General features: G+C 72.9%; 13 protein-coding genes. 5 read left to right on the top strand and 8 right to left on the bottom strand.

The features are described 5' to 3' along the window. Positions 1–46: 46 nt before the first annotated feature. The 4 genes from murJ to ACIOC1_RS01595 all read right to left on the bottom strand — a co-directional run bounded on the left by murJ (position 47) and on the right by ACIOC1_RS01595 (position 6881). Positions 47–1981: a murein biosynthesis integral membrane protein MurJ gene (murJ, locus tag ACIOC1_RS01610; RefSeq protein ID WP_401851091.1), complete on the bottom strand. Its 1935-nt coding sequence runs from the start codon at positions 1979–1981 to the stop codon at positions 47–49. Next, complete coding sequence (locus tag ACIOC1_RS01605; protein ID WP_401851088.1) at positions 1978–3417, bottom strand: O-antigen ligase family protein; 1440 nt, start codon at positions 3415–3417, stop codon at positions 1978–1980. The genes murJ and ACIOC1_RS01605 overlap by 4 nt, the downstream gene beginning before the upstream one ends. A 3-nt stretch (positions 3418–3420) precedes the next feature. Beyond that, a complete protein-coding gene (locus ACIOC1_RS01600; protein ID WP_401851086.1) occupies positions 3421–5337 on the bottom strand; it encodes an exopolysaccharide biosynthesis polyprenyl glycosylphosphotransferase in 1917 nt (638 codons plus the stop codon). 371 nt (positions 5338–5708) lie between these two features. Next, a complete protein-coding gene (locus tag ACIOC1_RS01595; protein WP_401851084.1) occupies positions 5709–6881 on the bottom strand; it encodes a glycosyltransferase in 1173 nt (390 codons plus the stop codon). Positions 6882–7321: 440 nt separating this feature from the next. Here ACIOC1_RS01595 and ACIOC1_RS01590 point away from each other — a divergent pair, with 440 nt between their 5' ends. The 5 genes from ACIOC1_RS01590 to ACIOC1_RS01570 all read left to right on the top strand — a co-directional run bounded on the left by ACIOC1_RS01590 (position 7322) and on the right by ACIOC1_RS01570 (position 10301). Then, positions 7322–7732, top strand: coding sequence for a rodlin (locus ACIOC1_RS01590; protein WP_355336500.1), 411 nt, complete (start codon positions 7322–7324; stop codon positions 7730–7732). 326 nt (positions 7733–8058) lie between these two features. Continuing rightward, complete coding sequence (locus ACIOC1_RS01585) at positions 8059–8292, top strand: chaplin (protein ID WP_355336751.1); 234 nt, start codon at positions 8059–8061, stop codon at positions 8290–8292. A gap of 164 nt (positions 8293–8456) precedes the next feature. After that, on the top strand, positions 8457–9224 hold the full coding sequence (locus ACIOC1_RS01580; RefSeq protein WP_391159056.1) for a chaplin family protein: 768 nt from the start codon (positions 8457–8459) through the stop codon (positions 9222–9224). A gap of 144 nt (positions 9225–9368) precedes the next feature. Further along, the gene (locus ACIOC1_RS01575) at positions 9369–9734 is read left to right on the top strand and encodes a hypothetical protein (RefSeq protein WP_355336498.1); all 366 of its coding nucleotides are present in this window, start codon (positions 9369–9371) and stop codon (positions 9732–9734) included. Positions 9735–9890: 156 nt separating this feature from the next. After that, on the top strand, positions 9891–10301 hold the full coding sequence (locus ACIOC1_RS01570) for a rodlin (protein ID WP_355336497.1): 411 nt from the start codon (positions 9891–9893) through the stop codon (positions 10299–10301). 99 nt (positions 10302–10400) lie between these two features. Here ACIOC1_RS01570 and ACIOC1_RS01565 read toward each other — a convergent pair whose 3' ends face one another. The 4 genes from ACIOC1_RS01565 to ACIOC1_RS01550 form a co-directional block, all read right to left on the bottom strand. After that, positions 10401–10856 carry a hypothetical protein gene (locus ACIOC1_RS01565; protein ID WP_391126687.1) on the bottom strand — a complete coding sequence of 152 codons (456 nt, stop codon included), beginning with the start codon at positions 10854–10856 and terminating at the stop codon, positions 10401–10403. An 85-nt stretch (positions 10857–10941) separates the two neighbouring features. Continuing rightward, positions 10942–11379 carry a cupredoxin domain-containing protein gene (locus ACIOC1_RS01560; RefSeq protein WP_401851082.1) on the bottom strand — a complete coding sequence of 146 codons (438 nt, stop codon included), beginning with the start codon at positions 11377–11379 and terminating at the stop codon, positions 10942–10944. A 127-nt stretch (positions 11380–11506) separates the two neighbouring features. After that, positions 11507–12349 carry a ferritin-like domain-containing protein gene (locus tag ACIOC1_RS01555; protein WP_355336494.1) on the bottom strand — a complete coding sequence of 281 codons (843 nt, stop codon included), beginning with the start codon at positions 12347–12349 and terminating at the stop codon, positions 11507–11509. Continuing rightward, a complete protein-coding gene (locus tag ACIOC1_RS01550; protein WP_355336493.1) occupies positions 12346–13143 on the bottom strand; it encodes a ferritin-like domain-containing protein in 798 nt (265 codons plus the stop codon). The genes ACIOC1_RS01555 and ACIOC1_RS01550 overlap by 4 nt, the downstream gene beginning before the upstream one ends. Between the last annotated feature and the right edge of the window lie 194 nt (positions 13144–13337).

Below are 13337 nucleotides of genomic sequence, written 5' to 3'. Positions count from 1 at the left end.
GAATCGGAGGACGGATTCCGGCGCGGAGCCGGGCATGGCGTTCGAACTAGGCATGGGACAGCCTTCGTTTCGCTGTGGCGAGCAGGTGCGGAACCTCCGGCACCCGCACCGCGGCGGCCGCCGCGGCGAAGGTGACGGGCACGGCGATGCAGCACACCGCCGTCGCGGCCAGCGGATCGGGGATCAGGGATCCGAGGCCCCAGCCGGCGACGGTGGCCACCGCCGCGGCAAGCGTGATCCGGCCTACGCCGGTGAGGAGTTGGCGTGCGCCGATCGCGATGGTATGCGCCGCGAGGCCGCGGACCAGCAGTCCGGCCGTCACGGTGATCCCGGCGGCGTTGCCCGCCGCGATGCCGTACGCGCCCCACGCGCCGACCGTCGCCGCGTCGGCGCCGATCGTGACGAGCAGGCCCGCGGACATGGCGGCGGCCGGGTACCAGGTCGGCCGGGCGGCCGAGAAGTACGGCCTGATGAGCGCGCCCACCAGGCTCTGGCCGAGCAGCCCGAGCGCGTACACCCGCATCACGGCGGCCGTCGCCGCGGTGTCGGAGGCGTCGAACGCGCCGCGCTGGAAGAGCACCTGGATGATCTGCGGGGCGCAGCCGATGATGAAGGCGGTGCCGAGCAGCACCACGACGCACACCACCGTCAGGTCGCGCTGCACCTGCCGTCTGGCCCGCTCCCGGTCGCCGCGGGCGAGCGCCTGCGAGACGACGGGGAAGGTGACCGTGCAGATCATCACCGACAGCACCATCGGCATCTGCGCCACTTTCTGCGCGTAGTTGAGGTGCGAGATCGCGCCCGACGGCAGGGGCGCGGCGAAGAACCGCTCGATCAGCACCTGGGCCTGGCGGCTGACGGTGAAGAAGATGACGGGCGCGACCAGGGCGAGGCCGAGCCGGGACGCCTTGGGCCGCGTGGGGAGTTGGGTGCCGGTCCGGACGCGCGGGGCCCGGTGGGACCGGGCTCCGGCGCTCGCTCGGCCGCCTGCCGGGGCGGATTCGCGTGCCAGGGAGAGCGCTTCGGGCCCGGACCGGCCCGCGTTCCTCAACTGCCCCTCGCGTTGCGGCTGTTCGGGAATGACCGCGGTCTTCGCCGGTACGGTCTGCCGCCCGGTGCGCAACTCGGCCAGAAACGCCGGCAGTTGGATGAGCACCATCAGCAGGCCGCCGACCGCGACACCGGCCGCTGCGGCCCGCGCACCCCAGCGGGCGTGCAGCGCGAACAGCGTGCCGATGATGCCGACGTTGTACGCCACGTAGATCGCGGCGGGCGGCAGGAAGCGGCGGTGGGCGCGCAGCGCGGCGCTCAGGTACCCGGCGAGGCCGAAGGTGAAGACCGTCACGGCGGTCAGCCGCGTGCAGTCCACCGCGAGGCGGTGGTCGGTCAGTCCGGGCGCGAGCACGTCGACCACGAGGGGCGCGGCCACCGCGATGGCGGCTCCGACGGCGGCCAGCAGCAGCGTCAGCCGCGGCAAAGTGGCGGCCAGCAGGGCCCGTACGGGATCGCCCGTCCGCGCCGCCCGGCCGTCGGCCGCCCTTCCGTCCGCCCGCCTGCTGAGGGCGGCGGCGAAGGCCGGTACGAGCAGCAGCGCCATCGCGTCCTCGATCAGGACGGTCGCCGCCAGCTCCGGGACCGTCCACGACACGAGGAACGCGTCGCTGGCCGCCCCGGCTCCGAAGAGGTGGGCGATGGCTTGGTCGCGCACCAGCCCCAGCACGGAACCGGCCACCGACAGCACGGCGGTGACCAGGGCGGCCCGCGCGAGCCCCTTCGACCCCCGGTCGCCCCCGGAACCGGAACCGGAACCGGAGCCGGAGCCGGGACCGGAACCGGAGCTCGGGCCGGATTCGACGCCGGTGTCGACGCCGCTTCTGGCGCCGCTTCCGTTGGCGTCGCCAGGAGCCGGGTCCGGGGCCCGGAGCGTACGGCCGGTCGGCGCGTCGTCCTCGTGGGCGGCGGTCGCCGCACTCGCGGTCATCGGCGGCGGCCGTCCGTGGCGTCGGCGCTGAGGTCCGCACCGGCAGCGGCGTCCGCCGCGGGCGACAGCGCCCACCAGGCCGTCAGGCCGAGCAGCACCGCGGTCAGCACGGTGGAGGGCCCGCCGATGTCGGCGTAGAGGAAGTCGACGCACTGCCAGATCAGCAGCCCGACGGCGGCCAGTCCGCTCGCGGCGGCGCCCGGTGCGCGGTTGCCCGCGCGGCGGGCGCGCAGCAGACGGTCGGTGCCGCGGGTGAGGAAGGCGGCCCAGCCGCCGACGAGGAGAGCGAAGCCGATCAGACCCTGCTCGCTGAGCGCGAGCAGATACATGTTGTGCGGCGACAGCAGCGGTTCACGGGTGAAGCGCTGCCCGGCCCCCGCCGTGTCGCTGCCCGACGACAGCGCGAGCGAGGCGTGCCCGTCGCGCTCGTCGGGGAAGCGCTTGAGGCCGACGCCGGTCGCCGGGTGCTGGCGCCACATGCTGACGGCGGCGGCCCACAGCGTGTACCGGTCGGTGACCGAGGGGTCCGGGTCCGCGGTGACCTGCGTGATGCTGCTGACCCGCTGCCCGATCATCTGCGAGCCCACGCCGAGCCCGCCGACCAACAGCACGGCGGAGGCGGTCAGTACGCCGAAGACGCGCAGCGCCTGACGCCGTCCCGACAGCACGATCATCGCCGCGCACGTGACGGCCGTGGCGATCCACGTACCGCGGCTGAAGGACACCGCCAGCGGTACGAGCAGCGCCGCCGCGCAGGCCAGCGCGGCGGGACGCAGCCAGCGGGGCGCGCCCGCCGCGGCCGGTACGAGCGCGCAGCCGGTGGCGATGACCAGGCCGTACGCGACGACCGTCGCCATCCCCATGATGTCCGAGGGGCCGAAGGTGCCGACCGCCCTGATGTCCTCGCCCATGTAGGAGGCGCCGGTCGCGGTCGCGTACTGCCACACGCCGATCGCGCCCTGGACGAGGGCGACCGCGACGACGGCTCCCGCCACCACCGCGAAGTCCCGCCGGTCGCGCAGCAGCAGCACCAGCGAGGCGGGCACCAGGACGAACACCTGGGCGTAGCGCAGGAATCCGGCGAGTCCGGCCGCCGGGTCGACCGAGGTCATCGCGGACAGCGCGAAGCCGACGACGGGCGCGCCCAGCACCACCGCGGCGGTCGCGGTCAGCGGCCGTGCCCGGTCGCGCAGCAGCCGTACGGCGACGGTCAGGATGAGTACGGCGGACGCGGCGTCGGCCGGGGTGACCTTGCCCGAGGTGCTGACGTCGCCCGTGCTGACCGGCGCCGCGAGCAGCAGCACGGTCGCCAGGGCGGGCAACAGCGGTGCCAGCCAGCGGTATCGGGCGAGGCCCGGGGGGATACGAGGGGCGGGTTCGGCTCTGTGCGCGGGCGCCGTGTTTCGCGCGGGCGCGGGCGTGGCGATCGTGGCCATGATTCAGCTCCCACCGAACCGGAAGAGCGAAGTCGCCGTGCGGGCGAGGATTCTGACGTCCTGCCAGAGCGACCAGCTGTCGATGTAGTGGTTGTCGAACCGCGCGCGGTCGGCGATCGAGGTGTCGCCGCGCAGCCCGTGCACCTGGGCGAGCCCGGTGATGCCGACCGGCATCCGGTGCCGGTCCTGGTAGCCGGGGTGGGTCTGGCTGAACTGCTCGACGAAGTACGGGCGTTCGGGGCGCGGACCGACCAGGCTCATGTCGCCGCGCAGCACGTTCCAGAACTGCGGCAGCTCGTCGAGCGAGGTGCGCCGCAGCAGCCGGCCGACCGGGCTCACCCGGCGGTCGTGCGCGATGCTCCAGCGCGTCGCGGACTCGCCGGGGTCGGCCGGCCGCAGCGTACGGAACTTCAGGAGCGTGAACGGCCGTCCGCCCAGGCCGATGCGCTCCTGCCGGAACAGCACACCGGGGCCGTCGGTCAGCCGTACCGCGAGGCCGCAGCCCGCGAGGACCGGCGCGAGCGCCAGCAGGGCGGCCGAGGCGAGCACGATGTCGAGGGCGCGCTTGCCCCAACGGCCGGGCGGCGCGGGCGGATACGGGTCGAGGCGGCGGCACGCGAAGCCCCACAGGTGGCCGGGGGCCGCCTGGCCGTCGCCGGGGCCGGGACCCGCGGTGACCTGCCACACGCAGGCGCCCTGCGCGGCCAGCAGCCGTACCGTCGCGGTCGTACGCGCGTCGAGCGGCTGCGGGCCCGCGACGACCGCGTACCGCACCGAGTTCTGGATCACCGCGCGCGTGATGTCGCCGTGGCCGGTCAGCACCGGCAGGGGGAAGTCGTCGGGCGCGGTGCCGTGTCCGGGCCCCGGGCCCTGCTCCTGCCCCGGCACCTGGCCGGTGGCCGCGATGCCCACCGGGTGCATCCCGTACTCGGGATGCGCGTGCAGCACGGCGGCGACCTCGCGTACGGACCCGTCGCCGCCCACGATCAGCGTCGATCCGGGGTGCAGCCGCGCGTACCGGCGCCGCGCGCCGTGCACGACCCCGCGCAGCACCCATTGGCCGAGCACGGTCAGCACGAGCGCCGTCAGCAACTCGCTCCATCCGAGGGCGCTTTCGGGCGCGGTCGCCGCGGCCGTCACGGCCACCAGGCCCCACGCCAGCGTCGCGCACAGCGCCAGCGCCGGCACCTCGTCCGACGCCGTCGGCGCGAACCCCGGCCGGTACAGCCGCGCCCTGCGCAGCGCCGGGACCAGGCACCCGAGCAGCGGCGCCAGCAGCAGCGGCCCCACATCCGCCCGCACCGCGAACGCGCCCATCAGCGCCGCCGCGCAGTCCGCCGCCACCAGCGGCCCCGCCACCCGCTGCCGAAACGCCCGGTGCCGCGGTCGGGACACCGTCGCGGGCGTCTGCCGCGGTGCCGACGCGGGCGTCTGCCGCGACGCCAACACGGGAGCCCGCCCTCCGCCGTCACCGCCCTGCCCCACGACCACCCCGAGCACCCGCCCGGCCGAGGACGCCTCAGCCGCCTGCCCGTTGCCCCGCCCGGCTGAGCCGGTCCCGGGCCCCGTGTCCAGCGCGACACCGACCCCCCGGTCGACGGCCCGCCCGGGGGCCGGGCCCGCAGCGGCTTCCGGCTCCTGGCCGCGCGTGACGGCGCGGGGGCGTTCCGGGGCGCGGGTGGCAGTCGCGGGGGTCGTGGACTCGGGGCGTGGGCCGAGGGTGAAGCGGAGGCTGCGGTCGCCGCCCCACCTCGGGGGCGTGCTGGACGCGGTGTCGGAGGCCGGGGCGAGCGCGAAGCTGAGCCTGCGGTCGGCGGCGCGCGCGGGCGCCGGTTCTGGCCCGCCTCCTTGGGCGCGGTCACCGCCCTGGCCGGGCGTCGCCGTGGTGTTCTCCGCAGCCTGGCCGACGACGCCCAGCACGCGCTCGCCACGGCCCCCGCTCGCGGGCGCACGGTCGGCCGTACGGGCCGCGGGTGCGGGTGCACGGTCGGCCGTACGGGCCCCGGGTGCGGGTGCGTGGTCGGCGGGGCGGCTTCCCGACACGGGCGCGCGGTCGGCCGTACCGCCTCCGGAAGCGGGTTCGCGGTCGGGCGTACTGCCTCCGCGGTCGGCCGTACGGGCCCCGGGTGCGGGTGCGCGGCTTCCCGACGTGGGTTCGCGGTCGGGCGTACCGCCTCCGCGGTCGGCCGTACGGCCCCCTGGTGCGGGTGTGCGGTCGGCGGGGCGGCCTCCTGAGGGGAGGGGGCGCCCGGTGGGGGTGGGCGGCGGCACGCGCGCGCTCTCCCACGTCATCAGGTGACCCTCTCGGTGGGGCGGCCCGGCTGGGGCAGCGCGAGGACGTCGCGGTAGAGGTCGGCGACGGCGGCAGCCGTTCTTCGTACGTCGTGCCGTTCGCGGACGTGCGCGAGCGCGCGGCGACCGGCGTCGGCGCGCCGTACCGGATCGGTGAGGAGCCTCAGCAAGGCGTCGGCGAGGGCGCGTTCGTCCTCGACCGGGACGACGGAACCGGCGGCGTCGGCGGGCGGCACGCTCTCGCGGGCGCCGCTGACGTCGGTCTGGACGACCGGCCGTCCGCAGGCCATCGCCTCCAGGGGCGCGAGCGCCATCCCCTCCCAGCGGGACGGCAGGACGACGACGTCGGCCGCGCGGTACCAGGGCGCGGTGTCCACGGTGCTCCCGGCGAACAGCACACCGGGCGGCGCGTCCCGCAGCAGCGGCCGCAGCGCCGGGCCTTCGCCGACGAGCACGAGACGGGCGTCCGGCAGCCGCTCGCTGACCCGGGGCCACGCCCTGAGCAGCACGTCCTGGCCCTTCTGCGTGCAGAGCCTGCCGACGCACACGACCAGCGGGGTGTCGGGCCCGAGGTCCGACAGCGCGGGCAGCGCGGCCCGCGCCGAACCGACGTCCGCCGTGGGCGTGAAGTGCGTGAGATCCACGCCGTTCGGCACGACCGCCCACGTACCCCGTACCCCCGCGTCCTGTCCCGCGCGCCGCTCCGCGTCGCTGACGCACAGCACCCGGTCGGCCCAGCGGGCGGCGTACCGCTCCCAGCGCAGCGCGGCCCGCGCGGTCGGTCCCGTGACGGCGTCGAACGACCAGGCGTGCGGCTGGAAGACGGTCGGCAGGCCGCCGCGTACGGCCAGTCGTACCGCGAGCCCGGCCTTGGCGCTGTGGACGTGCAGCAGGTCGGGGCGGACGGCGCGGATCAGCCGGGCGACGGTACGGACCTCGCGCGGCAGGCCGGGCCCCGGCGAGCGGCCGGCCGGCCACCGTACGACGTGGCCGCCGGCCGCCGTGACGGCTTCGGGGAGCGCGCCGTGCGGCGGACAGGCCACCACCGCGCGCGTACCGCCGTCGAGCTGGGCCCGGACCAGGTCCGTGACGACGCGGGCGACTCCGCCCTCGACGGGCTGGGTCACATGGAGCACCGTCAGCCCGGCGAGTTCGTACTGGTGTTGCGGCATCGCGCGCCGTCTCTCTGTCCGTGACCATCTCCGTGACCGTCTCCGGTGGACCGACCGGGGCCGAGGAGAAGCCGATGGGTTTGCTGCGTGTCATGTGCGCGCCCGCGCGTTCGAGCGGGCTGCGTGGAGTCAACGAATCCCGTGCCTGTCAGGTAATCCTCGTGAAACAGGAATGCACGGTCGCAGACCTCGGCGCACGATTCACGTAAGGCGCGCGGCCCGCCGAGCAGGACGAATGTCTTATGACGATCACATGACCGGTGTTGACGAGACGTCAACCCACGTCACCGCCGTCACCCTTCCGATACGCCCTGGCGCCCGGCCCCCGGGGGTTCTATCCATTCGGGTGAAACATCATTACTAATCGCCTGGGAGCCGGTTGGTCAGTGCGACCCATGTAGACCCATGTACAGGGCAATCTCACCCAAGAAGGACCAACCGTGATCAAGAAGTTCCTCGCCACGGCCGCCGTCGCCGTCTCCATCGCGGGCGTCTCTGCGTCGGTGGCCCCCTCCGCGATGGCCATCGGTGACGACCACGGAACCACCACCGCCAACGGCAACGGTTCCGAGCAGAGCTACGGCAACACGTACACCAGCGGTTACATGAGCCCGTCGTTCGCGCTGGTCCAGGGCTCGCTCAACAAGCCCTGCCTCGCGCTGCCGCTCAAGGGCAACGTCGGCTCGCTGGTCGGCGTCGTGCCGGTCACCGTCCAGGACATCAACGTCCTGTCGTCGCCGCAGAACCAGCAGTGCACCGAGAACTCCACCCAGGCCAAGGGCGACGAGCCGCTGTCGCACATCCTGGACAACATCCCGGTGCTGTCCGGCAACGGTGCCGCCAACCACTGAGCCATTCCCCTGGCTCCGTACGGCCCCGGCCGTCGACTTTCCGTCGACGGCCGGGGCCGTACGCGTTTTCCGCGCCGGGTTTCCGCGCCGGGTTTCCGCCCCGCGCCTTCCGTCCCGCGCCTTCCGCCTCGGGGTTTCCGCTCCGGGCGGAAAAAGCCGAGCCATTCGAGTGGATGATGGAAGGCGCCGCACGCTGGGGAGTTGCTTACGGTCGGCACCCGTCGTTAGCCCGGTCGGTAGTGGTGTTCACGGACGCGGATTTCCTGTGTCCGGCCCGTACGAAGGACGTGCTGGTGCCAGACACCGCTCCGGAAAGGGAGCTCAACGTGAAGTACTCGAAGGTCGCGGCGGTCGCTGCCGGAACGCTCATGGCTGTGGGTGTCGCGGCCCCCGCGTTCGCCGACTCCGACGCCAGTGGCATCACCTCGCACTCCCCGGGCGTCCTGTCCGGCAACAGCATCCAGGTGCCGATTCACATCCCCGTGAACGTGTGCGGCAACACCGTCAACGTCATCGGTCTGCTGAACCCCGCGTTCGGCAACACCTGCGTCAACAAGTGACGAAGTGAAGTGACGTCGTCCTGTCAGGCCGTCAGGTTCTGATCCCGGACCGCCCCGGAGCGTGTGCGTCGCGCTCCGGGGCGGTCCGTCTTACGGGGATGGGCACGGGACGGCCGCGGGACGTATTCGGCGCAGCCGAAGAACCGAGCGGAGAAAAGAAGTCGATGCGACACATCTTGAGCCGGAGCCTGCTCACCGTCGCCGCCGCCAGCAGCATCCTCGCGGCCACCGGGGGGTACGCGAACGCGGATTCCGACGCGCAGGGCGGTGCGTCCAACTCACCCGGCCTGCTGTCGGGCAACAGCGTCGAGGCACCGGTCGACGTCCCGCTGAACGCGTGCGGGAACAGCGTGAACGTCGTGGGAGCCGACAACGCCGCGCTGGGCAACCACTGCTCCAACGAATCGCATTCCCACCACCACACCGCTTCCGGCGCCCCCTCCTCCGCCCATTCGTCGGGCACCCAGGGCTCCGCGGGCGTGGCCTCAGGGAACTCGGTGCAAATTCCGGTCGACGTTCCGCTCAATGTGTGCGGAAACACCGTGGACCCCCTGGCGCTGCTGAATGCGGTGTCCGGGAATTCCTGCGACAACGACGGCACGGGCGCGCACGCGGTCACCGGCACCGACACCAGTTCGGTGCACACCGATCCGACGGTCGACGTCCGGAGGCTTCCGCCGGCTCCCGAGCCGAACCACGCGGTCCCCGCCGTCCTGGACGGGGTTGACCAGCAGTCGCTCGCCGAGACCGGCGTCGCCGGCGGCGAGTTCGGGGCGGCCGGGGCGACCAGCGCCGCGCTGCTGCTCGGCGGCGCCATGCTCTACCGCCGCGGGCGCGGACCGCGGGTCGCGCACGCCGCCGCCCACGGCGCGCACGCCGCGTCGGGCGCCCACGCGGCCTCCATGGCCCGTATTCGCCGCACGTATTCGTAACCCTGGGCAACGGAATTAATACGAGAATTGGGCGAGGCGGCTCTCACGTTCGGGTGATTGTCGAGAGGCCGGTTTACTCCTCGTTTCCGTTGCTATCCGCGGTCGTTGACCATGCCGACAGACACCGGCACTGAAAGGGTGGCAATGAAGTACTCGAAGGTCGCAGCAGTCGTGGCCGGATCGATGATGGCGGTCGGCGTCGCCGCGCCTGCCTTCGCCGACGGTATGACGGCGCCCGAGATGCCCACCGCGGCCACGATGCCCACCAGCATCAACGGCGGTGTCGAGCAGGCCCTGAACGAGCAGCCGCTGCAGCAGCTCAGTGACGGCCTCAAGGTCGACTCCGCGCTCCGGACGGTCAGCGCCGCCGCCGACCGCCTGCGCGGTGAGACCTCGACCGACGCGCTCCTCGGCCAGGCCACCTCCGCCACCAAGGATGCCGCCACCTCCACCGTGACCGGTGCGGTGCCCGGTGCCTCGCTGCTGGGCGGACTCCCGCTCGGCCGCTGACCCGGCCCCGGCTCCCCTCACCTGCCGCGCGTCGGCTTCGGCCATCCTCGCGGCAGCACTCCGCCATCGGAGTGAATCGCCGGAACCAAACCCCACGTGAGCGGTTGATCAGATCGCTCCAGAACCGTGCAATCGAGCACCAAAAAGGGATTTCAGATGATCAAGAAGATGCTGGCCGGCGCTGCGCTCGCCGCCTCGGTTGTTGCTGTCGGCGTCACCGCCGCCCCGCAGGCCATGGCCCTCGGCGACGACCAGGGCACGACCACGGTGAACGGCAACGGCGCCGAGCAGAGCTACGGCAACACCCACACCGGCGGCACCCAGAGCCCGCAGATCGGCCTCGTCCAGGGCACCCTGAACAAGCCCTGCCTCGGCGTCCCGGTCAAGGCCAACGTCGGCTCCCTCGTGGGCCTCGTGCCGGTCACGGTCCAGGACATCAACGTCCTGGCCTCCCCGCAGAACCAGCAGTGCGCCGAGAACAGCAGCCAGATCAAGGGTGACGAGCCCGCCTCGCACATCCTGGACCAGATCCCGGTCCTGTCCGGCAACGGCGTGCACAACGGCTGATCCGCCCCCCACGGCTGATCTGCTCCACCGCACCGCACAGCGAACTGCCCGACCCGGCCGCACCGGCCGGATCGGGCAGTTCGTCGTTGAGAGGTGTTCCTAGCGCAGCGTGGACGCGTCACGGCGGCGGGTGACGCGGGTGACGTACCAGTGGATGAGCAGGCCGGTCGCCATGACGATCGTGACGATCTGGGACCACACGGCGAGCTTCTTGTCGTAGAACCAGACCGGCTCGTACATGTTGGGGAACGGGCCGTGCGCGCCGACGTTCACATAGCGGTAGAGCATCAGGGCGAAGAGGCCGCCCGCGGCGACCAGCCAGGCCAGGGCGGCACTGAGCGGGCGGCGCCAGACCAGGATGAGCAGGGCCGCGAACGACGCCATGCCCGCCTCGATCCGGAAGAGCGTGCCCTGGCTGATGTCGGCGGACACCGCGTCGTACTGGTCGGCGAGCTTGGCGTGCACATAGGCGTCCACGGCGAGCCCGGCGGCGGCGACGAGGCGTGCCGCCAGGTCGAGCGCTCGGCCGGTGGAGCTGACCCCGGCTGACGGCATGACGGATCCTCGTTTCCTCGTACGGCGCGTACGGGTCGTACGGCCACGGTGGGGGGAGCGGAACGCGCGGTGATCCGACGGCGCGTCAGTTCACGGTGAGCGTGCCCTTCATGAACTGGTGGATCGTGCAGATGTAGTCGTACGTGCCCTTGGCCGAGGGGGCCTTGAAGGTCACCGTCTTGCCCGGCGCGATGTCGTTGGTGTTGAACTGGCCGCTCTTGACCGAGGTGACCGTGTGCGCCGTCGAGTCCTTGTTGGTGACCGTCACGGTGGCGCCGGCCGCGACCGTCAGCGACGCGGGCGTGAAGGCGAAGTTCTGGATGACGATGGTGTCCGCGCCACCGCCGCTGGAGGCCGACGCGGAACTCGACGCGGACGAGGACGCCGACGTGGCAGCCGCCGACGTACTCGTACCGCTACTGCCGCTCGAACCCGAGCTGGAGCAACCGGTCAGGGCCAGCGCGGCGCAGGCGGCGGCCAGCAACGGCGCACGGCGTACGCGTACGGGGACGCGCGAAGGCACGCGTACGGGGACGGGAGCGGTGCGTGCGTGGAGCCGGGTGACGATCAACTCGGGCTTTTCCCTTCGGAATTCGGGCGAAGCACGGGACGGCCCGTGTGGGGGTGCGGGCCGTCCCGTACAGGTGGGGTCAGACGGTGAGCAGGGTCGGGCTGGCCGCCTTGTCCACGGGCAGGAAGTCGTCGGGGACCGGGTACTGGCCCAGGACGAAGTTGAGGATCGCGGCGTGCTGCGCCTCGACCGGCGCGATGGTGGCGGCGGTCGCGATCCCGGCGGGGCTGGTGACGTTGTAGGTCGCGAAGAGATACGTCTGCGCGGCCTGGTCCTCCAGTTGCAGGGCCAGCTTGGCGACGGCGCCGTAGGTCTTCGCCTCGCCGAGCGCCTTGAGGGTGGCGGCCTGGTTGGACAGCGGCACATTGGTGATGGCGGGCTTGCCCGCACCCGTGAGTACCGCGTTCCACGCCTTCGCGTGGTCCGCGTGCTGAGCCATCGCGGTCGTCACGAAGGTGGCGACGGCCGGCGGCACCGTACCGAGCTTGCCCGCCTTGGCCGCCTCCAGCGTCGCCTTGTAGGCGCCGACGGCCTGGTTCTCCAGCGCCGTCGCCAGCGCGACGACCTTCAGGTCACCGGTGTACTGGCTGCTCCCGGACGCCGACGCCGAGGCGGTCGGCGAGCCGCCGGGCGCACCGGTCGCGGAGTCCGCGGAGGTCTTCTTGTCGCTGCTGGAGCACGCCGCGAGCGCGAACGCCGCCGCCACCCCGCCGGCGCCGAGCAGGAAACGCCGCCGGGAGGCGTCGGCCACCCCGCCGCGCCGGTCGCTTTGTGCCTTGTCGCGCTGTTCCGCTGCGAGGTCCGCGGCCGCCGCACGCATCGCGGGCAGCGTGTCGCGGTGGGCCTCTTCCATGTCCTGGGTGAGACGGGCGAGCTCGCGCTCGCTGATCTGCAGCTCCCAGCCGTCGCGTGCGGTGGTCACTTCACGGCCCCCTCAGAGATCGGTGAAGCGTTCTTGGTCGGGTAGAAGGCGTTGGGGAAGCCGACGCTGCCTGCCGCGGCGGGCAGCTTGGCGACGTCCGTCGGGATGGCGATCAGGTCGCCCATGTTCCCGGCGAGCAGCGCCTGTACGGCCAGCAGCGTCGCGCGGTGCTGGGCCTCGACGGGCGCGACGGAGGCGAAGAGCTTGCGCAGGTCGCCGTTGCTGACCTGGCTGACGTTCTTCGTGTACGTCTGGGCCGCGACGTCCTCCAGCGTGATCGCCAGCTTCACGACGTCCGCGGGGGTCTTGATCGACGGCAGCGCCTGCTTGACCACGGCCGCGTACTTCGGGTCCGGCTGGTCCTGCGCCTTGCCGCCCGCCTGGGTGGCGGCGGAGTTGAACGCCTTCGCGTGCGCCTGGTGCTGCGTGGTCGTCTTGGCGATGAACGCCGCGATCGTCTTGTTGCCGTCCTTGATGAACGGCAGTCCCGCGGCCGTCTGGTAGACGCTGATCGCCAGGTTCTCGATCGACGCCGCCGTCTGCAGCGCCATGATGTCGTCGCTGGAGGAGGCCGCGGCGACCCGCGAGGTGTGCAGCAGAGCGGCGGCGCCCGCCACTCCGGCGACCGCTCCGCCGCGGTGCCACCAGCGGCGCGAGGACGCCGGCGCGGGCTGTGCCGCCGCGCGGAAGTCGTCCAGCGCGCTCGCGGTGATCCGCAAGGCGTCACTGTTCAGGTCTTGTGACTGCTCCGTCAGTTCTTCGAGCAGCCGGGTGTCGATGCGCTCTACGCCCATCACGCCCCATCTCTCACGGTGCCCGCTCTTGTGAGGGCACTCCTGCGACAGGTTCGTGGCGGCGGCTCATCCGGATTGGTCCCGTCCTCCGTACGGGCACCGAGACCACTCTTCCGGGTGACGGCAGGGGGCCGTTCCGCCCAGTAAAAGCGTCTGTACGGTGCGTGGCGGTACCGCCAGGTGTCACATCGGGC

Source organism: Streptomyces sp. NPDC088197 (genome assembly GCF_044741185.1).
GTDB lineage: Bacteria > Actinomycetota > Actinomycetes > Streptomycetales > Streptomycetaceae > Actinacidiphila.
Note: the sequence above shows the minus strand (reverse complement) of the source record. Positions and strands in the feature narration are given on the sequence as shown.